Source organism: Azohydromonas sediminis (assembly GCF_003574675.1).
Classification (GTDB): domain Bacteria; phylum Pseudomonadota; class Gammaproteobacteria; order Burkholderiales; family Burkholderiaceae_C; genus Calidifontimicrobium; species Calidifontimicrobium sediminis.
The window spans coordinates 30,920-57,277 of the sequence record NZ_QOAZ01000009.1; the positions used below are offsets into that span (position 1 = coordinate 30,920).

At 73.5% G+C, this 26,358-nt stretch carries 29 protein-coding genes; 10 read left to right on the forward strand and 19 right to left on the reverse strand.

What is annotated here, in order from left to right; all coding sequences use genetic code 11:
* Positions 1-76: 76 nt before the first annotated feature.
* Positions 77-769: a YggS family pyridoxal phosphate-dependent enzyme gene (locus tag DRV96_RS07030; RefSeq protein ID WP_119289292.1), complete on the reverse strand. Its 693-nt coding sequence runs from the start codon at positions 767-769 to the stop codon at positions 77-79.
* Between the two features lie 25 nt (positions 770-794).
* On the opposite strand from DRV96_RS07030, the gene DRV96_RS07035 reads away from it, so the two are divergent.
* Positions 795-1,838, forward strand: coding sequence for a type IV pilus twitching motility protein PilT (locus DRV96_RS07035; protein WP_119289294.1), 1,044 nt, complete (start codon positions 795-797; stop codon positions 1,836-1,838).
* A 28-nt stretch (positions 1,839-1,866) separates the two neighbouring features.
* A complete protein-coding gene (locus DRV96_RS07040) occupies positions 1,867-3,003 on the forward strand; it encodes a PilT/PilU family type 4a pilus ATPase (protein ID WP_119289296.1) in 1,137 nt (378 codons plus the stop codon).
* A 16-nt stretch (positions 3,004-3,019) separates the two neighbouring features.
* Here DRV96_RS07040 and DRV96_RS07045 read toward each other — a convergent pair whose 3' ends face one another.
* The 4 genes from DRV96_RS07045 to DRV96_RS07060 form a co-directional block, all read right to left on the reverse strand.
* Complete coding sequence (locus tag DRV96_RS07045; RefSeq protein WP_119289298.1) at positions 3,020-3,661, reverse strand: BON domain-containing protein; 642 nt, start codon at positions 3,659-3,661, stop codon at positions 3,020-3,022.
* Entirely contained in the window at positions 3,658-4,251 is a 594-nt protein-coding gene (locus tag DRV96_RS07050) for an SIS domain-containing protein (protein ID WP_119289453.1), read from the reverse strand. The genes DRV96_RS07045 and DRV96_RS07050 overlap by 4 nt, the downstream gene beginning before the upstream one ends.
* A 99-nt stretch (positions 4,252-4,350) precedes the next feature.
* Positions 4,351-6,045, reverse strand: a complete 1,695-nt coding sequence (locus DRV96_RS07055) for an MBL fold metallo-hydrolase (protein ID WP_119289301.1) — start codon at positions 6,043-6,045, stop codon at positions 4,351-4,353.
* Positions 6,046-6,117: 72 nt separating this feature from the next.
* Positions 6,118-6,480 carry a putative quinol monooxygenase gene (locus tag DRV96_RS07060; protein ID WP_119289303.1) on the reverse strand — a complete coding sequence of 121 codons (363 nt, stop codon included), beginning with the start codon at positions 6,478-6,480 and terminating at the stop codon, positions 6,118-6,120.
* 114 nt (positions 6,481-6,594) lie between these two features.
* Between DRV96_RS07060 and DRV96_RS07065 the strand changes: the two genes are divergently transcribed.
* Together DRV96_RS07065 and DRV96_RS07070 are read left to right on the forward strand one after the other, a co-directional pair.
* A complete protein-coding gene (locus tag DRV96_RS07065; RefSeq protein ID WP_119289305.1) occupies positions 6,595-7,734 on the forward strand; it encodes a CaiB/BaiF CoA transferase family protein in 1,140 nt (379 codons plus the stop codon).
* A gap of 126 nt (positions 7,735-7,860) precedes the next feature.
* Complete coding sequence (locus tag DRV96_RS07070) at positions 7,861-8,742, forward strand: c-type cytochrome (protein WP_119289308.1); 882 nt, start codon at positions 7,861-7,863, stop codon at positions 8,740-8,742.
* Positions 8,743-8,798: 56 nt separating this feature from the next.
* On the opposite strand, the gene DRV96_RS07075 is transcribed toward DRV96_RS07070, so the two are convergent.
* The 12 genes from DRV96_RS07075 to alr all read right to left on the reverse strand — a co-directional run bounded on the left by DRV96_RS07075 (position 8,799) and on the right by alr (position 17,598).
* Positions 8,799-9,338, reverse strand: a complete 540-nt coding sequence (locus DRV96_RS07075; protein WP_119289309.1) for a DUF2946 family protein — start codon at positions 9,336-9,338, stop codon at positions 8,799-8,801.
* A 15-nt stretch (positions 9,339-9,353) separates the two neighbouring features.
* Positions 9,354-10,319: a YheT family hydrolase gene (locus DRV96_RS07080; RefSeq protein WP_119289311.1), complete on the reverse strand. Its 966-nt coding sequence runs from the start codon at positions 10,317-10,319 to the stop codon at positions 9,354-9,356.
* Between the two features lie 8 nt (positions 10,320-10,327).
* Positions 10,328-10,777, reverse strand: a complete 450-nt coding sequence (locus tag DRV96_RS07085) for a YybH family protein (RefSeq protein ID WP_119289313.1) — start codon at positions 10,775-10,777, stop codon at positions 10,328-10,330.
* A gap of 13 nt (positions 10,778-10,790) precedes the next feature.
* Positions 10,791-11,675 (reverse strand): formyltetrahydrofolate deformylase, encoded by an 885-nt coding sequence (purU, locus tag DRV96_RS07090; protein ID WP_119289315.1) that lies wholly within the window; start codon positions 11,673-11,675, stop codon positions 10,791-10,793.
* A gap of 26 nt (positions 11,676-11,701) precedes the next feature.
* Entirely contained in the window at positions 11,702-11,908 is a 207-nt protein-coding gene (locus tag DRV96_RS07095) for a zinc-finger domain-containing protein (RefSeq protein ID WP_119289317.1), read from the reverse strand.
* Between the two features lie 10 nt (positions 11,909-11,918).
* Positions 11,919-12,842, reverse strand: coding sequence for a branched-chain amino acid transaminase (locus DRV96_RS07100; protein WP_119289320.1), 924 nt, complete (start codon positions 12,840-12,842; stop codon positions 11,919-11,921).
* Positions 12,843-12,927: 85 nt separating this feature from the next.
* Positions 12,928-13,368 carry a hypothetical protein gene (locus tag DRV96_RS07105; RefSeq protein ID WP_210756992.1) on the reverse strand — a complete coding sequence of 147 codons (441 nt, stop codon included), beginning with the start codon at positions 13,366-13,368 and terminating at the stop codon, positions 12,928-12,930.
* Complete coding sequence (locus DRV96_RS07110; RefSeq protein WP_119289455.1) at positions 13,365-14,183, reverse strand: metallophosphoesterase family protein; 819 nt, start codon at positions 14,181-14,183, stop codon at positions 13,365-13,367. The genes DRV96_RS07105 and DRV96_RS07110 overlap by 4 nt, the downstream gene beginning before the upstream one ends.
* A gap of 20 nt (positions 14,184-14,203) precedes the next feature.
* The gene (locus DRV96_RS07115) at positions 14,204-14,584 is read right to left on the reverse strand and encodes an antibiotic biosynthesis monooxygenase family protein (RefSeq protein WP_119289322.1); all 381 of its coding nucleotides are present in this window, start codon (positions 14,582-14,584) and stop codon (positions 14,204-14,206) included.
* Positions 14,584-15,945, reverse strand: a complete 1,362-nt coding sequence (gene radA, locus DRV96_RS07120; protein WP_119289458.1) for a DNA repair protein RadA — start codon at positions 15,943-15,945, stop codon at positions 14,584-14,586. Before radA ends, DRV96_RS07115 begins: the two co-directional genes overlap by 1 nt.
* 140 nt (positions 15,946-16,085) lie before the next feature.
* Complete coding sequence (gene arfB, locus DRV96_RS07125; RefSeq protein ID WP_119289324.1) at positions 16,086-16,490, reverse strand: alternative ribosome rescue aminoacyl-tRNA hydrolase ArfB; 405 nt, start codon at positions 16,488-16,490, stop codon at positions 16,086-16,088.
* Between the two features lie 10 nt (positions 16,491-16,500).
* Positions 16,501-17,598: an alanine racemase gene (gene alr / locus DRV96_RS07130; protein ID WP_119289326.1), complete on the reverse strand. Its 1,098-nt coding sequence runs from the start codon at positions 17,596-17,598 to the stop codon at positions 16,501-16,503.
* A gap of 140 nt (positions 17,599-17,738) precedes the next feature.
* Between alr and lplT the strand changes: the two genes are divergently transcribed.
* Together lplT and DRV96_RS07140 are read left to right on the forward strand one after the other, a co-directional pair.
* On the forward strand, positions 17,739-19,004 hold the full coding sequence (gene lplT / locus DRV96_RS07135; RefSeq protein ID WP_119289328.1) for a lysophospholipid transporter LplT: 1,266 nt from the start codon (positions 17,739-17,741) through the stop codon (positions 19,002-19,004).
* Positions 19,005-19,194: 190 nt separating this feature from the next.
* Complete coding sequence (locus tag DRV96_RS07140) at positions 19,195-20,079, forward strand: DMT family transporter (RefSeq protein ID WP_235823311.1); 885 nt, start codon at positions 19,195-19,197, stop codon at positions 20,077-20,079.
* A 17-nt stretch (positions 20,080-20,096) separates the two neighbouring features.
* On the opposite strand, the gene DRV96_RS07145 is transcribed toward DRV96_RS07140, so the two are convergent.
* Positions 20,097-20,993 carry a response regulator gene (locus tag DRV96_RS07145; protein ID WP_119289331.1) on the reverse strand — a complete coding sequence of 299 codons (897 nt, stop codon included), beginning with the start codon at positions 20,991-20,993 and terminating at the stop codon, positions 20,097-20,099.
* A 134-nt stretch (positions 20,994-21,127) separates the two neighbouring features.
* Between DRV96_RS07145 and DRV96_RS07150 the strand changes: the two genes are divergently transcribed.
* Complete coding sequence (locus DRV96_RS07150) at positions 21,128-21,619, forward strand: glutathione peroxidase (protein WP_119289333.1); 492 nt, start codon at positions 21,128-21,130, stop codon at positions 21,617-21,619.
* A 17-nt stretch (positions 21,620-21,636) separates the two neighbouring features.
* Entirely contained in the window at positions 21,637-22,833 is a 1,197-nt protein-coding gene (locus tag DRV96_RS07155) for an amino acid aminotransferase (protein WP_119289336.1), read from the forward strand.
* A gap of 13 nt (positions 22,834-22,846) precedes the next feature.
* On the opposite strand, the gene DRV96_RS07160 is transcribed toward DRV96_RS07155, so the two are convergent.
* Positions 22,847-23,413, reverse strand: coding sequence for a lipid-binding SYLF domain-containing protein (locus DRV96_RS07160; RefSeq protein WP_119289338.1), 567 nt, complete (start codon positions 23,411-23,413; stop codon positions 22,847-22,849).
* 123 nt (positions 23,414-23,536) lie between these two features.
* Between DRV96_RS07160 and DRV96_RS07165 the strand changes: the two genes are divergently transcribed.
* Positions 23,537-24,946, forward strand: a complete 1,410-nt coding sequence (locus tag DRV96_RS07165) for an amidase (RefSeq protein WP_235823312.1) — start codon at positions 23,537-23,539, stop codon at positions 24,944-24,946.
* Positions 24,947-24,967: 21 nt separating this feature from the next.
* Positions 24,968-26,356 (forward strand): tetratricopeptide repeat protein, encoded by a 1,389-nt coding sequence (locus tag DRV96_RS07170; protein ID WP_119289340.1) that lies wholly within the window; start codon positions 24,968-24,970, stop codon positions 26,354-26,356.
* Positions 26,357-26,358: the final 2 nt, after the last annotated feature.

Sequence of the window (26,358 nt, forward strand, 5' to 3'; positions counted from 1 at the left end):
CGGGGCGCGCGCCGACGACACGGACGAAGCGGGCGGGCGCCGGCCGCGAGCGCCGTGCGGGGACGCTGGTGGCGGCTCAGCGCGTGCCGAAGATGGCGGTGCCGACGCGCACGATCGTCGCCCCTTCGGCGATCGCGGCCTCGAGGTCGGCGCTCATCCCCATCGACAGCGTGTCCAGCGCCAGCCCCTGGTCGCGCAGCGCGAGCAGCAGCTCGCGCAGGGCGCGGTGCGGGCGGCGCTGCGCGTCGAACTCGGCCGCCGGCTCGGGAATCGCCATCAGCCCGCGCAGCACCAGCCGCTCGCGCGGCAGCGCGGCCACCGCGTGCGCGAGCGCCGGCACCTCGGCGGGCGCCACGCCGCTCTTGCTCGCCTCGCCGCTGACGTTGACCTGCAGGCACACCTGCAGCGGCGGCAGGCCGGGCGGGCGCTGCTCGGCCAGCCGCTGCGCGATCTTGAGGCGGTCCACCGCATGCACCCAGTCGAATGCCTCGGCGACCGGGCGCGTCTTGTTGCTCTGCAGCGGGCCGATCAGGTGCCACTCGAGCTCGCGGCGCAGGTCGGCCAGCGCACCGATCTTGGCCAGCGCCTCCTGCACGTAGTTCTCGCCGAATGCGCGCTGGCCGGCAGCGTGCGCGGCGCGCACCGCCTCGGTGCCGAAGGTCTTGCTCACGGCCAGCAGCGTGACGCTTTCCACGGGCCGGCCGGCACGCGCGCACGCCGCGGCGATGCGCCCTCTGACTTGCTGGAGATTGGCCGATATGGTCGCCATAATGGATCGAGCTTAGTCTGTCTTCATGGACATCACCCAGCTGCTGGCCTTCTCGGTCAAGAACAAGGCCTCGGACCTGCACCTGTCGGCGGGGCTGCCGCCGATGATCCGCGTGCACGGCGACGTGCGCCGCATCAATGTCGACCCGCTCGAGCACAAGCAAGTGCACGACATGGTGTACGACATCATGAACGACAGCCAGCGCAAGCACTACGAGGACACGCTCGAGTGCGACTTCTCGTTCGAGATCCAGGGGCTGGCGCGCTTTCGCGTCAACGCGTTCAACCAGAACCGCGGCGCCGGCGCCGTGTTCCGCACGATCCCGAGCAAGATCCTGACGCTCGAGCAGCTCAACGCGCCGAAGGTCTTCGGCGAGCTCGCGCTCAAGCCGCGCGGCCTCGTGCTCGTCACCGGGCCCACCGGCAGCGGCAAGAGCACGACGCTGGCGGCGATGATCAACCACCTCAACGAGAACGAGTACGGGCACATCCTGACGGTCGAGGACCCGATCGAGTTCGTCCACGAGTCGAAGAAGTGCCTGATCAACCAGCGCGAGGTCGGTCCGCACACGCTGTCTTTCTCGAACGCGCTGCGTTCGGCGCTGCGCGAGGACCCCGACGCGATCCTGGTCGGCGAGATGCGCGACCTCGAGACGATCCGCCTGGCGCTGACCGCCGCCGAGACCGGCCACCTCGTGTTCGGCACGCTGCACACCTCGAGCGCGGCCAAGACGATCGACCGCATCGTCGACGTGTTCCCCGCCGCCGAGAAGGAGATGGTGCGCGCGATGCTGTCGGAGTCGCTGGTGGCGGTGATCTCGCAGACGCTGTGCAAGCTCAAGGACGGATCGGGCCGCGTGGCCGCGCACGAGATCATGCTCGGCACCTCGGCGATCAAGAACCTGATCCGCGAGAACAAGATCGCGCAGATGTACTCGGCGATCCAGACCGGCCAGAGCCTGGGCATGCAGACGCTCGACCAGAACCTGGCCGACCTGGTGCGACGCAACGTGATCTCGCCGGCCGAGGCGCGCAGCAAGGCCAAGACCCCCGAGAACTTCCCCGGCTGACCGGCGCCGCCCGACGAGGAACCCCGCGATGGAACGTGATCAGGCTTCCAAGTTCGTCCACGACCTGCTGCGGCTGATGGTGTCGCGCAACGGCTCGGACCTGTTCCTGACCGCCGACTTCCCGCCGGCGATCAAGGTCGACGGCAAGGTCACGAAGGTCAGCCCGCAGCCGCTGACGGGCCAGCACACGCTGGCCCTGGCGCGCGCGGTGATGAACGACAAGCAGGCCGCCGAGTTCGAGCGCACGAAGGAGTGCAACTTCGCGATCTCGCCACAGGGCATCGGGCGCTTCCGCGTCAACGCCTTCATGCAGCAGGGCAACGTCGGCCTCGTGATGCGCACGATCCCGCAGCAGATCCCGACGATCGACGGACTCGGTCTGCCGAAGATCCTGAAGGACGTCGCGATGACCAAGCGCGGGCTGGTCATCTTCGTCGGCGCCACCGGCTCGGGCAAGAGCACGTCGCTGGCGGCGATGGTCGACTGGCGCAACGAGAACTCGTTCGGCCACATCATCACCGTCGAGGACCCGGTCGAGTTCGTGCACCCGCACAAGAACTGCATCGTCACGCAGCGCGAGGTCGGCATCGACACCGACAGCTGGGAGCAAGCGCTGAAGAACACGCTGCGCCAGGCGCCCGACGTGATCCTGATGGGCGAGATCCGCGACCGCGAGACGATGGAGCACGCGGTCGCCTTCGCCGAGACCGGTCACCTGTGCCTGGCCACGCTGCACGCCAACAGCGCCAACCAGGCGCTGGACCGCATCATCAACTTCTTCCCCGAGGAGCGCCGGCCGCAGCTGCTGATGGACCTGTCGCTGAACCTCAAGGCCATCGTCTCGCAGCGGCTGCTGCCGCGGCAGGAAACCAAGGGGCGCATCGCGGCGGTCGAGATCCTGCTCAACACGCCGCTGGTGTCGGACCTGATCTTCAAGGGCGAGGTCGGCGAGATCAAGGAGCTGATGAAGCGCAGCCGCGAGCTCGGGATGCAGACCTTCGACCAGGCGCTGTTCGACCTCTACGAGGCGCGGCTGATCACCTACGAGGATGCGCTGCGCAACGCCGACTCGCTCAACGACCTGCGGCTGAACATCAAGCTCAACAGCCAGCGCGCGCGCAACCCCGACCTCGCGGCCGGCACCGAGCACCTGACGATCGTCTGACGCCGCGACGCGGCGTTCAGCCGCCCGAGCGGCGCATCGCCGCCAGTTCCTCCGGCGTGATCAGCTCGAACACGCGCACGACCTTCTGCACGCCGCGCACGCCGCGCGCCAGCTCGGTCGCTCGCTGCGCCTCGGCCTCGGTGACCCGGCCCATCAGGTGCACGACGCCGCGTTCGGTGACGACCTTGACGGCGGTCGCGTCGAGGTCCTTGACATCGATGAACGAGGCCTTGACGCGGCTCGTCAGCAGGCCGTCGTTGGCGCGTTCGGTCAGCGAGCTGGCCGGCATCACGGCCAGCTCGTTGACGACGGAGCGCACGTTGTCGATGCCCTTGACCGCCTCCTCGACGCGCGCGCGGTCGGCGTCGGTGGGCACCTCGCCGGTCAGCAGCACGATGCGGTTGTAGCTCGTGACGTTGACGTGGCCGCGGTCACCGACGACGTCGCGCGCGCGGTTGCGGCCCTTCAGTTCGATGGCCTGGTCCTCGAGCTGGATGCCCGCCGTGCGGCGGTCGTTGGCCACCAGCACGGTGCCGACCGCCGCGCCGCCGAGCACCAGCGGCGCGCAGCCGGCGAGCAGCGTGCTGCCGGCGATCGCGGCGGCGAGCAGCCATGCCGCGCGCGGGCGGCGGATGGTGGGGCGCGATGAAGTCGTCATGCGGAATCCTGTTCACCCATCAGTTGCAGGTCCAGCGCGTCGCACAGCGCGTGCGCGACGAGCAGCTGCACCTCCTGCACGCGTGCCGCACGGTCGTGCGGCACGCCGATCCAGACGTCAGTCTCGCCGAGCAGCGCGCCGAGCGCGCTGCCGCGCGGCGTGATCGCGACGACGGTCATGTCCCGGGCCTGCGCGGCGGCCACCGCCTCGGCGAGTGCCGCGTCGTGTGGCGCCGATGCGAAGACGACGAGCACGTCACCCGGCGTGCCCAGCGCCTGCACCTGCATCGCCAGCGGCGAGCCCGGCGGTGCGACCTTCAGCAGCGCCGCGGTGACGGTGGCATCGGCACCGAGCACCAGTGCGGCGAGGCCGGGGCGGTCGCGCTCGAAGCGGCCCACGAGCTGCGCGGCCATCGCCTGCGCCACCGCGAGCGCGGCACCGGTGCCGGTGAGCAGCAGCTTGCCGCCCGCGGTCAGGCTGCCGAGCAGGGCCTGCGTCGCGCTGGCGACCGGCTTGGCGAGCACTTCGGCCGACTGGTACAGCAGGTCGGCGGCGTCGAAGAAGTGCTGCTGGATGCGCTGCTCGAGCATGACCATGCATGATATGACAGCACCTCTGGACGCCGGTTCCGCCGCGTGCGCCGCCCTGCGGTGAGCCGCTCGCCGGCGCGGCCGGCCACGCGGCCCGGGTCAGGAGGCCGGTGCCAGCGCCCAGTGCCCGTCGCGCTCGATCGCCGTGCCGTCGTGCGCCAGCTTGAGCAGGTGCGCCTTCAGCGAGCGCAGCGCGACGCCGTGCAGCCGTGGCGGCACGTTGTCGTAGACGCGCGGCAGCAGCGCGTCGGCAGCCGCGGGGCCGAGTGCGCGCAGCGCGTCGACGACCTTGGCCTCGCGGCGCAGCCGGTGCGCGACGATGGCCTCGATCGCCTGTCTCGGCCGGTCCATCAGGAAGCCGTGGCCGGGCGCGAGCCACTCGAGGTCTTCGGCCAGCAGCGCACGCAGCGACGCGAGGTACGCCGCCATGTCGCCGTCGGGCGGGTTGATGACCACCGTCGACTGCTGCATCACGTGGTCGCCGGTGAACAGCAGCTTCTCGTCCTCGAGCAGGTAGCACAGGTGGTTCGACGCGTGGCCGGGCGTGTGGATCGCGCGCAGGGTGCAGTCGGCGTGCAGCGCGAAGCGCTCGCCGCCGGCGAGCTCGACGTCGGGCGCAAACGCAGCGTCCTGCCACTCGCGGTGGGCCGCTCGGCGACCGTGCACCGTCGCGCCGGTGGCGGCCTTCAGCGCTGCGGTGGCCGGCGAGTGGTCCAGGTGGGTGTGCGTCACGAAGATCCAGCGGATCGGCCCCGGCGCTGCGGCGAGCACGGCCTGCACGTGCGCGGGGTCGTCGGGGCCGGGATCGATCACGGCCCACGCGTTGTCGGGGCCGCCGCCGACGAGGTAGGTGTTGGTGCCCGGGCCCGTCATCACGCTGCCGTTGTCGGCCGTCACGCGCACGATGCGCGCCGACAGCCGCACCGCGCGGCCGGGCTCGATCTCGTAGCTGTGGTGGCCGTGGCACTGCGGGTCCACGCGGGCAAGCTCGGCGTAGGCCGGCTCGTCGGGCGTCACCGGGCGCACGCCGTCGCGGCCGCGGCCGATCATCGGCATCGTCAGCGCGATCTCGCGCGGCTGCCGCGCCCACGCGAGCAGCGCCTCGACGCGGTCGAACCGCGCCAGCGCCTCGAGCGTCTTGCGCTGCGGCGTGATCAGCTTGAGCGTGTCGGCCTGCGCCAGCGCGTCGGCCGGGCGCAGCCAGCGCTGCTCGACGACTTCGGTCTCGTCGTGGGCGGCCACCTGCACCGGCGGCGCCGCGGCGACGAAGAAGCGTGTGTCGAAGCGCTTGCGCTGCGACGGCGGCGTCAGCCAGTGGCTGAAGTAGACGAGCTCGTCGAGCGCGAGCTCCCAGCCGGTGGCCGCGCACAGTTGCGCCAGCGTGCGCTCGCCGCGGTGCATCGGCGTGCGCCACGCCGCGACGCGCCGCGCCTCGTCGCCGTGCAGCGTGACGAGCCCGCGCTGCCCCGGCACGCGCGCATACAGCAGCCCGGCTTCCTCGAAGCACTCGCGCACCGCGGCGATCCAGTAATCGAGCCCGCCGTGCGGCAGCCCGAGCCGGGTGCTGGCCTGCGCGTCGTCGAGGCCGGCGGCGTGGCGGTGCGCGTCGTGGTCGCTGTCGTCGAGCAGCCCGCCGGGGAACACCCAGGCACCGCTGTTGAAGTCGCCGCGCTCGGCGCGGCGCAGCAGCAGCACCTCGATGCCGACGGCGGCGTCACGCACGACGACTAGCGAGGCCGCGGCGCGCGGCGTCGCGGGCGGCGTGTCGGTGGCGGCGGGCGGGGGCGTGGTCATGGGGGCGGTGCGCGGCGTGTGTGATGCCGCGCAGTCTGTCACGAGCGGCCGCGTGGCGGGCTGCGGCCCACCTCAGCGGCGGAAGCCGTACTCGACGCTGAAGAACTGCGGCTTGAGCGCGGCCAGCGGTGCACGCAGCTTGTCGAGCTCGGCCGGTGGCGCGTGCACCTCGAGCCGCGTGAGCTGCGCGATCTTCAGCGCCTCCTGCAGCAAGGCGCCGACGTTGTCCAGGTGCGCGAGCACCGCCGCGGCGTCGTTGTAGCCCTCGCGGCAGTGCACCGCGTCGCCGTCGAACGAGAACGCGTAGTGCACGCAGCCGCTCTCGCTGCGCGTCTTCGCGACGAACTGCTCGCACAGCGCGCGAAACGCCTCCATCTGGCCCGGCTGGACCTTGAAGTACGGCACCAGCGTGCACACGGTGTCGGTCGAAGCCATCGTCGTCTCCTCGTTCGTGGGTGGGGCGTCGATCGTAGGCGCCCGCGGCCGCCGTGGAAAGGGCGTCGGCGCGCCCGACAATCGGCGCTTCGACGACTTCGCGGAGACACGCCGATGCCCGGTGCGCTGGCAGGACTCAAAGTGATCGAGATGGTGGGGCTCGGGCCCGCGCCGCTGTGCGCGATGCTGCTCGCCGACCACGGCGCCGAGGTGATCCGCATCGACCGCCCCGGGGCGGCGGGCGCGCTGGGCCTGCCGCCGCAGTACGACGTCGCCGCGCGCGGGCGGCGGTCGCTGGCGATCGACCTGCGCAAGCCGGGAGCCGTCGACGCCGTGCTCGACCTCGTCGCGCGCGCCGACGTGCTGATCGAGGGCTTCCGCCCCGGCGTGATGGAGCGCCTGGGGCTGGGCCCCGACGTGTGCCTGGCGCGCCAGCCGCGCCTGGTCTATGGCCGCATGACGGGCTGGGGGCAGAGCGGGCCGCTCGCGCACGCGGCAGGGCACGACATCAACTACATCGCGCTGTCGGGCGCGCTGCAGGCGATCGGCCGCGCCGGCGAGGCGCCGGTGCCGCCGCTGAACTACGTCGGCGACTACGGCGGCGGCGCGATGCTGCTCGCGTTCGGCGTGCTCGCGGCCCTGTACGAGGCGCAAAGGAGCGGCCGCGGGCAGGTCGTCGATGCCGCGATGACCGACGGCGCGGCGCTGCTGTCGGCGATGTTCTACGGCCTGAAGGCCGCCGGCGCGTGGCGCAACGAGCGCGGCACGAACCTGCTCGACTCGGGCGCGCACTTCTACGACACCTACCGCTGCGCCGACGGCAAGTACGTCGCGGTCGGCGCGATCGAGCCGCAGTTCCACGCCGAGCTGCTCGCGCGCCTCGGGCTCGACGCGGCCGAGTTCAAACGCCCGCTCGATCCGGCGCAGTGGCCGCAGTACAAGGCGCGGCTGGCCGCGGTGTTCGCGACGCGCAGCCGCGATGCGTGGTGCGCCGTGCTCGAGGGCAGCGACGCCTGCTTCGCGCCGGTGCTCGACTGGGATGAGGCGCCGCGCCACCCGCACAACGTCGCGCGCGGCACGTTCGTCGAGATCGGCGGCGTCGTGCAGCCGGCACCGGCGCCGCGCTTCAGCCGCAGCGAGGCGCCCACGCCGGCGGCGCCGGTGGCTGCCGGCCACGACAGCGAGGCCGTGCTGCGCGACTGGGGCATCGACGCGCAGCGCATCGCCGCGCTGCGCGACGCCGGGGCGATCTAGCGTCGCCGCGGCCCGCCGAGGCCGCGGGCGCAGGGGCTCGGCTCCTATAATTCGCGGGTTTGTCCGTCGCAGGCAGCCTCGATGGTATGCCCGCGGCGGCAGTGCACCGTCGACCACCGAGGCCCCATGAGCAGCGATCCCGCCCACGCCCCCGCCCACGACGAAAGCCACGAAGGCCCGATCAAGACCCCGCGGCAGCTGGTCTGGGCGGTCGTGCTCGCCTTCGTGGTGCCGATCTTCCTGATCGTCCTGCTGGTCAACTTCGTCGCCAGCAACGAAAAGCCCTCTGCAGGCACCGACGCACTCGGCCCCGAAGCGGTCGCGCGCCGGCTGCAGCCGGTGGGCACCATCGAGCTGCGCCTGGGCGGTGGTGCCGCCGTCGTGCGCACCGGCGAGCAGGTCTACCAGGCCGCCTGCACCGCCTGCCACGCCGCCGGCGTCGCGGGGGCGCCGAAGTCGGGCGACGCGGCCGCGTGGGCGCCGCGCATCGCCACCGGCTACGACGCGCTGCTCAATTCGGCGCTCAAGGGCAAGGGCGCGATGCCGCCCCAAGGCGGCGGCCAGTTCAGCGACTACGAGATCGGACGCGCCGTCGTCTTCATGGCCAACCAGGCCGGCGCCAAGTTCCCCGAGCCGAAGGCCCCGGGCGGCGAAGCCGCTGCGGCCCCGGCAGCGGCGCCTGCGCCCGCGGTTGCTGCGGCGCCCGCGCCGGCGGCGGTGGCAGCCGCTCCCGCGCCCGCACCCGCCCCGGCAGCGGCCGCTGCGGCGACGGCGACGCCGGCGCTGTACACCCAGGCCTGCCAGGTCTGCCACGCCGCCGGCGTTGCCGGTGCACCCAAGCTCGGCGACAAGGCCGCATGGGCGCCGCGCCTGGCGGCCGGCGTCGACGGCCTGACCGCCAGCGCGATCAAGGGCAAGGGCGCGATGCCGCCGCGCGGCGGTGCGATGACGGCGTCGGACGCCGACATCAAGGCCGTCGTCGCGTACATGGTCGACAGCGTCAAGTAACGCGGCGGCGGCCGCACCCCGTTGCACGGGCCTGCGCGAGCAGGCCCGTGTCGTTTTCAGCCGGCGTCGCGCTGCGGGCTCAGCCGGTAGCCGAAGCGCTGCGGCATCGCGGCGAACGGCAGCGTCTGCGGCGCGGGCCACGCGCCGCGCTCGAGCGCGAGCGCGGCGGCATCGGTGTCGAGCGAATGCACGAGCCCGAAACCGAGGTCGGTGTCGAGGAAGACGCGCCCGTGCTCGTCGAGCCACACCGAGCGCACCGCGGCGGCGGCGCCGGTGTGCGCGGTGACCGCCACGCCGCCGTCGGCGCCGACATGCACGCGCCACACCCACGGGGCGGCCTCGAGTTCGACGTAGACGCGCTGCGGTCCGTTCTGGAAGTACCACGCCCCGTGCGCGTCGGCTGCGTAGTTGCGGCCGATGAAGGCCACCAGCGCCGGATGTTCGATGCGGCTGCCGCGCGACGCCGGCCAGGGCCCCGCGGCCTGCGCCGCTTCGTCGCGCAGCCACCAGTGCCCGCGTGCGTCGAGCCCGAGCCAGCCGCGCACGTGCGGCACGTGCGGCCACTTGCGCAGCGCGGCTTCGACGATCGCGTCCATGCCCGCGAGTGTCGGTCAGCGCTGCGCCTGCAGCCAGCCCATCACGGCTTCGGGCAGGGTCAGCACGTGGCCGGGCGGCGGGCCGCTGGCGAAACCGACGTGGCCGCCGTGCGGCGGCTGCCACAGCGTCACGCAGCGCCCGACCTCGTGCGCTGCGGGCAGGCTGCGCGCGGGGATGAAAGGGTCGTTGCGCGCGTTGAGCACCAGCGCCGGGATGCGGATGCGCTGCAGGTGCGGCTTGGCCGACGCGCGGGTCCAGTAGTCGAGCGCGTCGCGAAAGCCGTGCACCGGCGCGGTGAACGCGTCGTCGAACTCGAGCAGCGTGCGTGCGCGCGCGACGCGCTCGCGGTCGAACAGCCCCGGGTGCTGCGCCCACTTCGCGAGCGCCTTCGGCTTCATCGTGCGCAGGAAGTAGGGCGTGTACGCCAGCCGGTTGAAGCCGCGCCCGATCGCGAGAGCGCCGGCCGTGAGGTCGACCGGCGACGACACCGCGGCCACCGCCACCGCGGTGGCACCGGCACCGTCGCCGGCCTCCTCGGCCCAGCGCAGCAGCGCGTTGCCGCCGAGCGAGATGCCCACCGCGTACAGCGGCCGCCCGTGGCGCTCGCGCAGCCGCGCGAGCATCCAGCCGACCTCCTCGAAGTCGCCCGAGTGGTACGCGCGCGGCGCGAGGTTCAGCTCGCCCGAGCAGCCGCGAAAGTGCGGCACCGCGTAATGCCAGCCGGCGCGCCGCGCCCAGTCGGCGAAGGCGAGCGCGTAGGCGCCGCGCGACGACCCTTCGAGACCATGGAACAGCACGAGCAGCGGCGCGGCGGCATCGGCCGCGTCGACGAAGTCGACGTCGACGAAGTCGCCGTCGGGCGTCGTCCAGCGCTCGCGCCGGTACGCCGGCGCCGGCCCGCGGTGGCGGCGCGAGAACAGCGCCGGCCAGATCGTCTGCAGGTGGCCGCCGGGCAGCCACAGCGGCGCGCGGTACTGCATCGCCGGCGTCAGTGCAGGACCGACGGCGACTCGGCCACCTCGAGCGGCGCGCGCGGCGAGCCCGGGCTCGCGTGGTGCGCGACGATGCGCCAGCCTTGCGCGGTGCGCACGTAGACATTGGTCGCAAGCACCCATGCGACCTGCGGCCCCTCGTCGCCCGGCACCTCGACGCGTTCGACGACGCCGTGCACCGCGGCGCCGGCCGTGTGCACGCGGCGCACCTGCTCGGCGTGCACCGCGACGGCGCCGTTGGCGAAGATCGCTTCGAAGGTCGCGCGCACCGCGTGCGGCCCGACGACGCGCGGGCCACCCGGGTGCACGCAGTAGACCTCGTCGTCGTCGGCCCACAGCGCCATCATGTGCTCGACGTCGCCTTCGCGCATCGCCTCGTAGAACTGCGCCTCGAGGTCGTCGGGCGACGCCATCAGCGCGGCGGTCTCGGCCTTCGAGCGCGGCATCGCGGTGGCTGCGCTAGCGGAACACCACCGTCTTGTGGCCGTTGAGCAGCACGCGGTGCTCGACGTGCCAGCGCACGGCGCGCGCGAGCACGACGCACTCGACGTCGCGGCCGACGGCCGCCAGGTCTTCGGCCGACAGCGAGTGGTCGACGCGCGCGACGTCCTGCTCGATGATCGGCCCCTCGTCGAGGTCGGCGGTCACGTAGTGCGCGGTGGCGCCGATCAGCTTCACGCCGCGCGCGTGCGCCTGGTAGTACGGCTTCGCGCCCTTGAAGCTCGGCAGGAAGCTGTGGTGGATGTTGATCGCGCGGCCCCGGAGCGCGTCGCACATCGCGGGGCTGAGGATCTGCATGTAGCGCGCGAGCACGACGAGGTCGATGCGCTCGGCCTCGACGAGCGCCATCACCTGCGCTTCCTGCGCCTGCTTGGCCTCGGGCGGGCTGCCGGCGGGCAGCGGCAGGTGGTGGAACGGGATGCCGTAGCTGTCGGCGAGCGCCGCAAACGTCGGGTGGTTGCTGACGATCGCCGGGATCTCGACCGCGAGCTGCCCGCTCTTCCAGCGGAACAGCAGGTCGTTGAGGCAGTGGCCATGCTGGCTGACCATCAGCAGCACGCGCGGGCGCCGCGCGACGGCGTGGAAGCGCGCGTCCATCGCGTACTGCTGGCGCACGTGCGCGAACAGGCGCTCGAGCGTCGGCACGTCGGCCAGGTGCGGCGGCGCCTCGAAGTGCACGCGCATGAAGAACAGCCCGGTGGCGTCGTCGCCCTCGAGGTCGCCGAACTGCTGCGAGTCGAGGATGTTGCAGCCGGCCTGGTACAGCAGCCCCGAGACGGCGTAGACGACGCCCTTCGTGTCGGGGCACGACAGCGTCAGGATGAACTCGTGCTCGCGCGCCATCGGTGTCGGGCCGGCCCGGCGCCGGCTCAGTGGTGCTGCGCGACCTTCTCGCCGGCCTTGAGCCGGTAGACGGTGCCGCAGTACGGGCAGCGTCCTTCGCCGGTCGTCGCGACGTCGATGAACACCTTCGGATGGCCGTTCCACAGTGGCATCTTCGGGTGCGGGCAGTGCGTGACGCCCGGGCCCATCAGCTCGCGGGCGGTCAGCTCGACGACGGCCTTCGGTTCGCTCATCGCCGTCCCCTCACACGCGCGTCAGCCACTCGGCGTACTTCGCGCTGCGGCCGTTGACGATGTCGAAGAACGCGTTCTGGATCTTCTCGGTGATCGGCCCGCGCGCGCCGGCGCCGATCGTCACGCGGTCGAGCTCGCGGATCGGCGTAACCTCGGCGGCGGTGCCGGTGAAGAACGCCTCGTCGGCGATGTAGACCTCGTCGCGTGTGATGCGCTTCTCGACGATCTTCAGCCCCAGGTCGTGGCAGATCGCGAAGATGGTGTCGCGCGTGATGCCGTTGAGCGCGCCGGCCGAGAGGTCGGGCGTGTAGACGACGCCCTTCTTGATCACGAACAGGTTCTCGCCCGCGCCCTCGCTGACGAAGCCAGCCGAGTCGAGCAGCAGCGCCTCGTCGTAGCCCTCGTCGGTGGCCTCCATGTTGGCCAGGATCGAGTTGGTGTAGTTGCTCACCGCCTTGGCCTGCGTCATCGTGATGTTGACGTGGTGGCGCGTGTAGCTGCTGGTCTTGACGCGGATGCCGCGCTTGAGGCCTTCCTCGCCGAGGTAGGCACCCCAGGCCCACGCGGCGACCATCAGGTGGATCTTGTTGCCCTTCGGGCTGACGCCGAGCTTCTCGGAGCCGATCCAGGTCAGCGGGCGGATGTAGCAGCTGTCGAGCTTGTTCGCGCGCACGACCTCGCGCTGCGCGTCCATCACCTGCTCGAGGCTGAACGGGATCTTCATGCGCAGGATCTTGGCGCTGTTGAACAGGCGCTCGGTATGCTCGCGCAGGCGGAAGATCGCCGTGCCGTGGACGGTGTTGTACGCCCGCACGCCCTCGAAGGCGCCGCAGCCGTAGTGCAGCGTGTGCGTGAGCACGTGGATCTTGGCGTCGCGCCAGTCGACGAGCTCGCCGTCCATCCAGATCTTGCCGTCGCGGTCGGCCAGGGACATGGGATCTCCTTTCGCGGGCGTCGCGGCACGCGGCGCCGAAAGGCAAATTCTACGGGCGCGGCCCTGCGCGACGCGGCGCGGGCGCTCAGGCGCCAGGCGGGGTGGCGCCGAGGGCACCGTCCGCAGCGCGTCCGCCGCCGTCGGCGGGCACGTCGTCGGGCCGGCTCAGCGTCCAGCGCACGCAGCGCCCGCGCTCGAACTCGACGCGCACGCGCGCGCCCGACGCGTCGCGCCACTCGAAGGTCTCGGGCGCGTCGGCGACCTTGCGCCCGAGCGCGCCGGCCAGCGGCAGGACGTCGAGCAGGCGCATGCCGGCGTGCAGCTTCGCGTGCAGCATCACGGCGCTGCCGACCTCGCCGACCGGCGCCGCGCTGGCGCGGCGCATCACGCGCATCGCGCGGCTGAACTGCAGCAGCAGCCAGAACACGACCATCGTGATGCCGAGCAGCGCGCCGGGCCCGCCGTACTGCACGTAGCCGATCGCGATCGCCAGCACCGCCAGCATCCAGCCGAGCCACGGGTTCATGCCGTGCTCCTGCCGACGACGTCGCGCTCGAGCCGCCCGACGCGCCCGGTGCGCAGCGCGTCGGCCCAGTCGCCGCGGCCGTTGGCCTCGGCCCGGCGCGCGGCGGCCTCCCAGTCGTACGCGGTGGCCACCAGCGTCGCGCTCCAGCCGCCGGCGTCGCGCTCGATCAGCGCCCATCGCGCGTGCGGGCTGCCGGTCTCGACGCGGTGCTCGTGCGGGTGGTCGTCGTCGTACGCCGGCACGCCGACGCTGCCCGGGTTGACGACGAGCGTCGCGCCAGCGCCGTCGTGGCCCCCGTCGTGCACGACGCGCGCGATGCGCGGCGTGTGCGTGTGGCCGCACAGCACGACGGCGTCGCGGCGCGCGCCGAGCCGCCGGCGTACCTCGGCGTCGGTGGCGGCGCGGATGCCCGGCGAGCCGTCGCGGCCGAGGTCGGGCGTCACGGTCTCGAGGAAATACGCGAGATCGTCGTCGGGCGTGCCGTGGCAGCACCAGACGCCGCCGCCGAGGTCCAGCGTGGCCGGCAGCGCCGCGAGCCACGCGCGCTCGGCCGCGCCGAGCGCGTCGGCCGCGAACGCGTCGGCCGGCCCCATGCGCGCGCGCGGCAGCGTGAGCACCTGGCGCTCGTGGTTGCCGCGGATCGTCGGCCAGCCGAGTGCCATCAGCCGCTGCACCGTCTCGCGCGGCCACAGCGGGCCGCTGGCGATGTCGCCGAGGTTGACGACGCGCTCGGCGCCGGCGCGGCCGATCGCGGCGATCACCGCCTCGAGCGCCGGCAGGTTGCCGTGGATGTCGGAGACGACGGCGATGCGCATCGCCGCCTCGGGCCTGCCGCTCATGCCAGATCCCAGCCGGTGCCGCCCGGCGGCGCCGCGCCGTCGGCCGCGTCCCAGCCGTACGCACGCTCGACGCGCGCGACGCGCAGCTCGTAGTGGCGGTACCAGCGCGCGCGCCCGTCGTCGCGCGCCGCGGCGTGCTCGACGTGCCGCCGCCACGCGTGGATGTCGGCCTCGCTGCGCCAGTAGCTCACCGTGATGCCCAGCCCGTCGGCGTCGCGCGTGCTCTCGGCGCCGAGGTAACCCGGCTGGCGCTCGGCCAGCGCCGCCATCAGCTCGGCCATCGCCGCATAGCCTTCGCCGTCGGCGTCGGTGCGCTGGCTCGTGAAGATCACGGCCCAGTACGGCGGCGCCGGACGCGGTGCGAAGCGGCTGGCCATCACAGGCTCCTGACGACGTCGATCGCGTCTTCGATGCGCTCGACCGGGTGCAGCGTCAGCCCCTCGATCGGCTTCTTCGGCGCGTTGGCCTTGGGCACCAGCGCGACCGCGAAGCCGAGCTTGGCCGCCTCGCGCAGCCGCTCCTGGCCGCGCGGCGCCGGGCGCACCTCGCCGGCCAGTCCCACCTCGCCGAACGCGACGAAGCCGCGCGGCAGCGCCTTGCCGCGCAGCGAGCCGTGGATCGCGAGCAGCACCGCGAGGTCGGCGGCCGGCTCGCCGATGCGCACGCCGCCCACCGCGTTGACGAACACGTCCTGGTCGGTGCACGCGATGCCGGCGTGGCGGTGCAGCACCGCGAGCAGCATCGCGAGCCGCTCGCGGTCGAGCCCGACCGACAGCCGCCGCGGGCTCGGGCCGCCACTGTCGACCAGCGCCTGGATCTCGACCAGCAGCGGGCGGCTGCCCTCGAGCGTGACCATCACGCACGAGCCGGGTACCGGCTCGCCGTGCGTCGACAGGAAGATCGCGCTCGGGTTGGAGACGCCCTTGAGGCCGCGCTCCGTCATCGCGAACACGCCGATCTCGTTGACGGCGCCGAAGCGGTTCTTGATCGCGCGCACGAGGCGAAAGCTCGAATGCGTGTCGCCCTCGAAGTACAGCACCGTGTCGACGATGTGCTCGAGCACGCGCGGCCCGGCGAGCGCGCCTTCCTTCGTCACGTGGCCGACGAGCACGACGGCGCAGCCGCGGGTCTTCGCGATGCGCGTGAGCTGCGCCGCGCACTCGCGCACCTGCGCGACCGAGCCGGGCGCCGACGTCAGCTGCTCCGAATAGAGCGTCTGGATCGAGTCGATCACGACCAGCGCCGGCGCCTCGGCCTCGATCGCGGCGGCGATGCGCTCGAGCTGGATCTCGGCCAGCACGCGCACCTTCGCGCCCGACAGCCCGAGCCGCCGCGCGCGCAGCGCGACCTGCGCGCCGCTTTCCTCGCCGGTCACGTACAGCACCGGGATGCGCGCCGACATTGCATCGAGCGCCTGCAGCAGCAGCGTGCTCTTGCCGATGCCGGGGTCACCGCCGATCAGCACGACGCCGCCAGCGACGACGCCGCCGCCGAGCACGCGGTCGAGTTCCTCCTGTCCGGTGGGCATGCGCTCGACCTCGCTGGCGGCGATGTCCGCGAGCGTCGCCACCGGCTGCGTCGCCGCGATCGACTGGAAGCGGTGCCGGCCGGCGGGCGCCGGCTCGGCCACCGTCTCGTCGAGCGAGTTCCACGCCTTGCAGTGCGGGCACTGGCCGAGCCACTTCGGGCTCGTGCCGCCGCACTCGCGGCAGGTGTAGACCGTCTTGTCGCGCGCCATGCGCGGCATTGTGGCCGCTGGTGCGGCATCGACGCGCATCGGCCGGCCCCGCGACCCCGGCATCGGCCGGCCGTGGCCCGGCGCCGTGGCCGCCGCGCAGGGGCGGTCGGCGCGCCGCGTCGCGGTCGACGGGCGAATCGTCAGTCCCGCGGGACCGCGCTGCGCAGCGCCTTGACCTGCGCGCGCCGCGCCTTGGCCTGCAGCCGCCGCTGCTGGGCCGCAAAGGTCGGCTGCGTGGCCTTGCGCTGCACCGGCGGCAGCGCGACGGCGTCGACCATCGCCTGCAGCCGCGCGAGCGCCTCGGCGCGGTTGCGCGGCAGGCTGCGGTGGTCCTGCGCCTTGATGACGACGATGCCGTCTTCGGTGATGCGGTGGTCGGGCAGCGCGAGCAGCCGCGCCTTGATGTCGTCGGGCAGCGACGACGCACGGATGTCGAAGCGCAGGTGCGCCGCGTTCGAGACCTTGTTGACGTTCTGCCCGCCGGCGCCCTGCGCGCGCACCGCGGTGAACTCGACCTCGCGCTCGTCGACGCGCGGCGGCCTCACGCGACGCCCCTCATGCGGCCACCGTCACCGGGACGCGCGGCGCGAGCGCGCACATCAGCTCGTAGCCGATCGTGCCCGCCGCATGCGCGACTTCGTCGATCGCGAGCCGCGCGCCGCTCGGGCCTTCGCCCCACAGCGTGACCTCGCTGCCGGGGCCGGCGCCGGGCAGCGGCGTCAGGTCGACCGCGAGCATGTCCATCGAGACGCGCCCGACGGTGCGCGTGCGCCGTCCGTCGACGAGCACCGGCGTGCCGGTGGGCGCGTGGCGCGGGTAGCCGTCGGCGTAGCCGCACGCGGCGATGCCGATCGTCATCGGCGCGTCGGCCGTGAACGTGCTGCCGTAGCCCACCGTGTCGCCGGGCTGCAGCCGCTGCACCGCGATCAGCTTCGTGCGCAGCGTCATCGTCGGGCGCAGCCCCCAGTGCGCGATGTCGTGCGCCGGGAAGTCGGGCGCGCTGCCGTAGCACAGGATCCCGGCGCGCACCCAGTCGGCCGCGACGCCGGCGTCGCGCGCGTGGCGCAGCACCGCGGCGCTGTTGGCCAGGCAGCGCTCGCCGGGCAGGTCGCGCGTCGCCGCGTCGAACGCCGCCATCTGGTGCGCGATGCCGCGCGCGCCGTCGGCATCCGAGAAGTGCGTCATCAGCGACACCTCGCCCACCTGCGGCAGCGCGTCGAGCCGCGTCCACGCGGCGCGCAGCGCCGCCGCGGTGAACCCGAGGCGGTTCATGCCGCTGTTCATCTTCAGGAACACGCGGTGCGGCTGGTGCGTCTTGTGCGCCGCCAGCCAGTCGATCTGCTCGGCGCAGTGCACGACGTGCCACAGGTGCAGCCGCGAGCACAGTTCGAGGTCGCGCGGCTCGAACACGCCTTCGAGCAGCAGGATCGGCCCGCGCCAGTCGAGCGCGCGCAGCCGTTCGGCCTCGGCCAGGTCGAGCAGCGCGAAGCCATCGGCCGCGCGCAGCCCGGCATACGCGCGCTCGATGCCGTGGCCGTAGGCGTTGGCCTTGACGACGGCCCACACGCGGCTGTCGGGCGCGTGGGCGCGCGCGCGCGCGAGGTTGTGCGCGAGCGCGTCGGGGTGGATCAGGGCTTCGATCGGGCGCGGCATCGTGCGCGATTGTGCGCCGTCGCGGGGCGCGCGACGGCAGGCGGCGGGCCGTCACGGGGCGCGTGCTATAACGCGCCGCCTGCTGGAGGAGACACCACGCCGCGCCGGGCCCTGCACCCGGGCGCGCGCCGACGCCGCGCATGAAGCGAGGGTTCTACACCATCATGTCGGCGCAGTTCTTCAGCTCGCTGGCCGACAACGCGCTGTTCGTCGCCGCGGTCGAACTGCTGCGCACCGATGGCGCCGACGAGTGGCAGCGCGCCGCCCTGGTGCCGATGTTCGCGCTGTTCTACGTGCTGCTGGCGCCCTTCGTCGGCGCCTTTGCCGACGCGCTGCCCAAGGGGCGGGTGATGTTCGTCTCCAACAGCATCAAGGTGGTGGGCTGCCTGATGATGCTGGCGGGCGCGCACCCGCTCGTCGCCTACGCGGTGGTCGGGCTCGGCGCGGCGGCGTACTCGCCGGCCAAGTACGGCATCCTCACCGAGCTGCTGCCGCCGTCGCAGCTGGTCAAGGCCAACGGCTGGATCGAGGGGCTGACGATCGCGTCGATCATCCTCGGGGTCGTGCTCGGCGGCCAGCTCGTCGGGCCGCACGTCGCGCCGTGGCTGGTGCCGGCGATGCCGTGGCACGTCGGCAGCCCGGCCGAGGCGGCGATCGCGGCGATCGTGCTGCTGTACGCGGTCGCCGCGGCGTTCAACCTGTACATCCCGCGCACCGGCACGCCGCTGCGCCCGTTCGGCAACCACCCGCTGGCGCTGGTGCGCGACTTCGCGAGCTGCAACGCGCGGCTGTGGAACGACAAGCTCGGCCAGATCACGCTGGCGACGACGACGCTGTTCTGGGGCGTGTCGGGCAACCTCCGCTACATCGTGCTCGCGTGGGCCGCGGCGGCGCTGGGCTACGGCACGACGCAGGCGTCGTCGCTGGTCGGCGTGGTGGCCATCGGCACCGCGGTGGGCGCCGTCGTCGCGTCGGTCACGATGCGCCTCGAGCACGCGACGCGCGTGATCCCGCTGGGCATCGCGATGGGCGTGCTCGTGATCGCGATGAATTTCATCGGCAACGTGTGGGTCGCGGCGCCGTTCCTGATGGCGCTCGGCGCGCTCGGCGGCTACCTCGTCGTGCCGATGAACGCGCTGCTGCAGCACCGCGGCCACAACCTGATGGGCGCCGGGCGCTCGATCGCGGTGCAGAACTTCAACGAGCAGGCGTGCATCCTCGCGCTCGGGGCGTTCTACACCGGCATGACGAAGTGGGGCCTCTCGGCGTTCGGCGCGATCACGATCTTCGGCCTCGTCGTCGCCGGCACGATGGAGGCGATCCGCCGCTGGCACCGGCGCAACTGCCGCGTGCACCGCGACGAAGTCGAGCGGCTGCTGGCGATCGCGCGCAGCGACAAGCACTGACCACCGCCGCAGCGCCTTCGGCGGCTGCCGCCCAGGGGGCGCCGAAGGCGCACCGGCAGACCCGCATCCGCGGCGGCTGCTCGAAGGGTCGTGGGTGCGCGCCGGTGCGGGCGCGCTGCGGCCGGGACGTGGCGCTGCGGCGGGGGCCGGACCCCGTGCCTCGACAATGGCGGGCTTTGCCCTGGCCCGCATGGATCCCCGTTCCGCCCTCTGGCCCGCCGCCGCGCTGACGTTCAACGCCTTCGTCTGGGGCGTGTCGTGGTGGCCGTTTCGCCGGCTCGACGCGCTCGGGCTGCACCCGCTGTGGGCCACCGTCGTGATCTATGCGCTCGCGGTGGTCGTGCTCGTCGCGGCGCGGCCGGGCGTGTGGCGCGAAGTCCTGCGTCACCGCGGGCTGTGGGTGCTCGTGCTCGCGTCGGGCACGACCAACGCCGCGTTCAACTGGGCGGTGACGATCGGCGACGTCGTGCGCGTGGTCCTGCTGTTCTACCTGATGCCGCTGTGGGCGGTGCTGCTCGCGCGCCCGCTGCTGGGCGAGCGGCTGCACCGCGGCGCGGCCGCGCGCGTCGGCCTGTCGCTGGCCGGTGCGGTCGTCGTGCTGTGGCCCGCCGACGGCGGCTGGCCGCTGCCGCGCACGCTCGCCGAGGCGCTGGGGCTGCTCGGCGGCGTCACGTTCGCGCTGAACAACGTGACGCTGCGGCGCGAGGCGCAGCGCAGCGAGGCCGCGCGCGCCGCCGCGATGTTCACCGGCGGCGCGCTCGTGGCCGGCGTACTCGCGCTGGTGCTGACGTCGACGGGTCGGGTCGGCGCGCCACCGCCGCCCGCGCCCGGCTGGGTGCTCGGGGTGCTGGCGATGGGGGTGGCGTTCCTCGCGTCGAATCTCGCGCTGCAGTACGGTGCGGCACGGCTGGCAGCGCATGCGACGGCCGTCATCATGCTGACGGAAGTCGTGTTCGCGTCGGTGTCGGCGGTGGCGCTCGGTGCCGGCGCGCTGACGCTGCAGGCGCTGGCCGGCGGGGCGCTGATCGTCGCCGCGGCGGCGATGGCTGCACTGGCGCGCACGCCCGCGCACTGAACCGGCGGTGCCGTCGCTCAGCGGCGCCGCCGCGAGCCCGAGGCCGGCGCGACGCGCGCACCGTGGCGCTGCAGCGTGTCGTGCAGCAGCGCGGCGTCGAGGGGTTTGGCCAGGCAGGCGTCGGCGCCGGCCAGCGTCGCGCGCACGCGGTCGCTGCCGCTCGCGTGTGCCGACAGCATCACCACCACCGGCGCGTGTCCGCCGGCGCCGCGGTGCGCGCGCTTGATGTGGCGGCACAGCGCGAGCGCGTCGAGGCCGCCCGCGTCGTCGAGGTCGATGTCGACGAACACGAAGTCGTAGCTGTCGTGCGCGAGCCACTCCAGCGCGCGTGCGGCGCCCTGCGCACGCTGCGTCGTCAGCCCGAGCGCGTGCAGGTGGTGTTCGAGGTGGCGCAGCGCGACGTCGCTGTCGTCGACGAGCAGCGCGTCGGCACGCCGCCGCGGCGGCAGCGCAAGCGGTGGCGGCTCGAACGCCGGTGCGTCGTCGAGGTCGCCGGGCTGCGAGTCGTAAGCGCGCCGCTGCGGGCGGTCGACCCCGCCGGTGTCGGACGACGTGGCCCGCCACGACATCAGCGCCGACGGGACGGTGGGCAGTTCGTCGTCGGCGCGGTGCGCCGCCAGCGTGTCGAGTTCGCGCTGCACCTGCAGCGGATCGATCGGACGCATCGTCCACGCCCCCGCGCCGCGCGGCGCCGCGCTGCCGACGAACACCGTGTCGTGCAGGCGGCCGGCCCGCGCGATCTCGTCGACGACGGCGGGCTGGTCGGCGTCGGCGACGGCGAAGTCGGCCAGCGCCAGCGTCGCGACCAGCCCGTAGGCGGGGCGGCGCTCGGCGCTGAGGCGGAAATAGGCGCCGAGCGCGTCGCGCTCGAAGCCACTGAACCCGCGGAGAACGACCTTGTACCGTGCGCCCATGCGACACCGAACGCTGCCGGTGCCGATCGTCGGCGGCGGCGACCGCGGTGTCAACGCCGTGTTGCAGGGGCGCGAGCCGGCCGCTGCCGGTGTCGCGGGTACCATCGCCCCCTGCCCCCGTGCCCTTTGCCGCCATGCCCGAGACCACCGTCTACGACTTCGAGGCCGTCTCGATCGACGGCCAGCGCGCCGACTTCGCGAGCCAGCGCGGCAAGGTGCTGCTGATCGTCAACACCGCGAGCCAGTGCGGCTTCACGCCGCAGTTCGCCGGTCTGGAGGCGCTGTGGCAGCGCTACCGCGACCGCGGGCTGGTCGTCGTCGGCTTCCCGTGCAATCAGTTCGGCGGCCAGGACCCGGGCAGCAACGCCGAGATCGGCGCGTTCTGCCAGAAGAACTACGGCGTCAGCTTCCCGATGATGGCCAAGGTCGAGGTCAACGGCGCGAACGCGCACCCGCTGTGGAAGTGGCTCAAGGCGCAGGCGCCCGGGCTGCTCGGCAGCGAGGCGATCAAGTGGAACTTCACGAAGTTCCTCGTCGGCCGCGACGGGCGCGTGATCAAGCGCTACGCGCCCACCGACAGCCCCGAGTCGATCGCCAAGGACATCGAGGCCGCCCTCGCGGCCTGAACGCCGAGACACGCACCATGTTCGAACACGTCGAGCCGTACCCCGGCGACCCCATCCTCGCGCTCGTCGAGACCTTCCACGCCGATCCGCGGCCGCACAAGGTCAACCTGAGCATCGGCATCTACTTCGACGAGGCCGGGCGCATCCCGGTGCTCGAGTCGGTGAAGCGCGCCGAGGCGGCCGTCGTCGCGCGCGGCGGCCCGAAGCCGTACCTGCCGATCGAGGGCGCGGCCAACTTCCGCCGCGCGGTGCAGGAGCTGCTGTTCGGCGCCGACCACGCCGTGCTGCGCGACGGGCGCGTCGCGACGATCCAGTCGGTGGGCTCGAGCGGCGGGCTGAAGGTCGGTGCCGACTTCCTCAAGCGCTGGTTCCCCGACAGCGGCGTGTGGGTCAGCGACCCGACGTGGGACAACCACCGCTCGATGTTCGAGGGCGCGGGCATCGCGGTGCACACGTACCCGTACTACGACGCGGCCACCGGCGGCGTGCGCTTCGACGCGATGTGCGACGTCCTGCGCACGCTGCCGCCTTGCAGCGTCGTGCTGCTGCACGCATGCTGCCACAACCCGACCGGCGTCGACCTGAGCCGCGCGCAGTGGGACGCGCTGATCCCGCTGCTGGCCGAGCGACGGCTGATCCCGTACCTCGACCTCGCGTACCAGGGCTTCGGCGACGGCCTCGACGACGACGCCTACGCCGTGCGCGCGCTGGCCGCCGCGGGGCTGAGCTTCTTCGTCGCGAACTCGTTCTCGAAGAGCATGAGCGTGTACGGCGAGCGCGTCGGCGCGCTCAGCGTCGTGTGCCCCGACGCGACGCAGGCCGAGCACGTGCTCGGGCAGCTCAAGTTCACCGTGCGGCGCAACTACTCGAGCCCGCCGATCCACGGCGGACAGATCGTCGCCGAGGTACTGACGAACCCCGAGCTGCGCGCACTGTGGACGCGCGAGCTCGGCGCGATGCGCGAGCGCATCGCCGCGATGCGCCGCGCGCTGCACGGTGTCGTCAGCGCCAAGGTGCCGGGGCGCGACTTCGGCTACTTCCTGACGCAGCGCGGCATGTTCAGCTACACCGGGCTGAGCGCCGCGCAGGTCGACCGCCTGCGCGACGAGTTCGCGGTCTACCTCGTGCGCTCGGGGCGCCTGTGCGTGGCCGGTCTCAGCGAGGGCAACGTCGAGCGCACGGCGCAGGCGATGGCGGCGGTGCTCGCCGGCTGAGCGGCGCCGCCGCTCACTTCAGCTTCTCGTAACTGAACTTCTGGCCGGCGACGACGGCCTCGTACATCAGCCCGCCCTTGGCGACAGTGAAGATCGCCATGCCGCGGTGGTACTTGCCGGCCGTCGTCGCGTCGCGCTGGCTCGCGCTCGCACCGGCCGAGGTCCCGGTGCTGGTGGCCTTCGCGCTCGCGCCGAGCGTGATCGCCACGGCCGATGCCTCGGCGCCGAACTCGAAGTTGCCGCTCGTGAAGCGGCGAAACGCCTCCTCGTCCTCGAAGAAGATGATCTGCCGGTAGGCCTGGCCGCCGAGCTGCAGGCCGAGCGAGACCTGCGTCATCGACGTGTTGCCGACGTGGCGGCCGCGCTCGTAGACGCGCCCGGTGCCGTAGGCCGCGCCGACGCCGACGCCGCCCTTGGCGATCGTCGGGAACACGGCGTAGCCATACGCCGTCTTGAAGAATTCCGCGCTCTGGCCGGCGTTGCGGAAGATCTTGATCGTGTCGGTGTATTCGTCGGCCCACGCGGGCGCGGCGGGCAGGAACAGCACGAGCGACAGCAGCAGGAACAGGCGCTTGGACATGGCGGTCTCCTGGCAAGGGCGGAGCATCGTGCGCACCGCGGCTCGACGCGCTGGCGACGCACCCATCGTAGCGCAGCACCGGGTCGCGCCGACGCCCGCCGGCACTGTGGCAGAGTCGCTGCCGTGCCTGCTGCCCCGACCTCCCCGCTGCACGCGCTGAGCGCGCACGCGCTCGCCGCGCTGTACCGCCGCGGCGAGCTGTCGCCGCTCGACGTCGCGCACGACCTCGTCGCCCACGTCGCGCGCTGCGAGTCGCATCTGCACGCGCTGTGGGCGTTCGACGCCGACGCCGTGCTCGCCGCCGCGCGCGCGAGCGAAGCGCGCTGGGTGCGCGGCGAGCCGCTGTCGGCGCTCGACGGCGTGCCGTGCACGATCAAGGAGAACATCGCCACGCGCGGCACGCCGGTGCCGCTGGGCACCGCCGCCACCGAGCTCGTGCCCGCCGCCGACGACGCGCCGCCGGCGGCGCGGCTGCGCGAAGCCGGCTGCGTGCTGGTGGCCAAGACGACGATGCCCGACTACGGGATGCTGTCATCGGGGCTGTCGAGCTTTCACGCGCTCACGCGCAACCCGTGGCACCTCGCGAAGAACCCCGGCGGTTCGTCGGCCGGCGCCGCGGCCGCGGCCGCCGCCGGCTACGGGCCGCTGCACGTGGGCACCGACATCGGCGGCTCGATCCGGCTGCCGGCCGGCTGGTGCGGCGTCGTCGGCTTCAAGCCCAGTCTCGGGCGCGTGCCGATCCACCCGCCGTACTACGGCCGCGTCGCCGGCCCGATCACGCGCCGCGTCGACGACGCCGCGGCGATGATGGCCGTGCTCGCGCGGCCCGATGCGCGCGACACCACGAGCCTGCCGTCCCAGGCGCTGGACTGGGACGCGCCCGCACGCGAGCCCCGCGGCCTGCGCATCGGGCTGTGGATCGACGCCGGCTGGGGCCTGCCGGTCGCGCCCGAGGTGGCCGCGGTCGTCGAGGCTGCCGCGCGCGCGTTCGAGCGCGCGGGCGCCGTCGTCGAGCCGCTCGCGCCATTCGCGACGCGCGAGATGGCCGACGGCATCGACCGCTTCTGGCGCATGCGCTTCCACGTCGAGTTCGCGAGGCTGCCGCCCGAGCGGCGCGAGCGCATCCTGCCGTTCATCCGCGAGTGGGTCGCGCCGGCGGCCGGCTTCAGCGCCGAGCAGGTGTTCCACGGCTTCAGCCAGATGGGCGCGCTGCGCGACGCCTGCGTCGCCGCGTGCCAGCCGTTCGACGTCGTGCTGTCGCCGGTGAGCCCCGTCGCGTCGTTCCCCGCCGAGGCCGCCGGGCCGACGAACGACCCGCAGCGCCCGTTCGAGCACATCGCGTTCACGCTGCCGTTCAACATGGGCGAGCAGCCGGCCCTCGCGCTGCCGGCCGGCCTCACGCCCGACGGGCTGCCGGTGGGCATCCAGATCGCCGGGCGGCGCCACGACGACGTCGGCGTGCTGCGCGTCGCGCGGCTGTGGGAGCAGCTGCGCGGCGCCCTGCCGCCGTGGCCGACCCCGGACGCGTGGTGACGACCCGTTAGAGTCGGGCCCATGCGCGGCACGAGCCCCAGCGACCTGCGCGACCTGCGCGGCCACCCCGTCTCGACGGCGAGCGTGGCCGCGCGCGACGCCGTCGAGCAGGCGCTGTGGCGCATGATGTCGTACTACGACCCGCCGCTGGCGGACCTCGACGCCGCGATCGCCGCCGACCCCGCGTGGGCGCTGCCGCACGCGATGAAGGCCGGCTTCCTGCTCGGCCTGACCGATCCGGCGCGGGTGGCCGAGGCGGCGCAGCACCTCGCGCACGCGCGCGCGCACGAGGCGCACGCGACGCCGCGCGAGCGCGCGCACCTGGCCGCGCTCGCGCACGGCGTCGACGGGCGCTGGCACCAGGCCTGCCGCGTGTGGGACGACCTGCTGCTCGAGCATCCGCGCGACGCGCTCGCGCTGCAGTGGGCGCACCTGTGGGACTTCTACCGCGGCGACGCGCTGCACCTGCGCGCGCGCCCGGCGCGTGCGCTGCCCGCGTGGGACGAGGCCGACCCGCTGTACCCGCACGTGCTCGCGCTGCACGCGTTCGGCCTCGAGGAGAACCACCTGTACCCGCAGGCCGAGGAGGCCGCGCGGCGCGCACTCGCGCTCGACGCGCGCACGCCGTGGGCCGTGCACGCGGTCGCGCACGTGATGGAGATGCAGGGCCGGCTCGAGGACGGCGCCGCGTGGCTGCGCCAGCACCAGCCCGCGTGGGCCGAGGGCAACGGCTTCGCGGTGCACCTGTGGTGGCACCTCGCGCTGTTGCGGCTCGAGGCGCTCGACACCGCCGGCGTGCTGCGCGTCGTCGACACGCACCTGTCGCGCGACGCGCTGCACACGACGCTGCAGCGCGTCGACGCGGCGGCACTGCTGTGGCGGTTGCATCTGCTCGGCGTCGAGGTCGACGCGCTGTTTCGCGACCTCGTCGACGGCTGGCCGCTCGACGAAGCGCACGCCGGGCACTACGCATTCAACGACTGGCACGTCGTGATCGCGCTCGTCGGCGCCGGCGACCTCGCGCGCGCCGAGCGCTGGCTCGCCGCCTGCGCGGCGCGCGTGCTCGCCGGCGACGAGCCGGCGCGCGCGAACCACGCGATCGCGCGCGACGTCGGCCTGCCGCTGATGCGCGGCGTGCTCGCGTTCGCGCGTGGCGAGCACGACGCCGCCGCCCACGCGATGTGGCCGGCGCGCGCGCTCGCGCAGGGCTTGGGCGGCAGCCACGCGCAGCGCGACCTGATCGACCTCACGCTGCTGGCCAACGGCGCTGCGGCGGCGGGCGCAGCGGCGCGCACGATTGGCCGCGCGCTGCTGCACGAACGCGCGCTGGCCAAGCCGCCGACACCGCTGACGCGCCACTGGGCGCAGCGCCTGGGTGTGGCCGAGCGCGCCCTCGCGCGCAGCGCCTGACG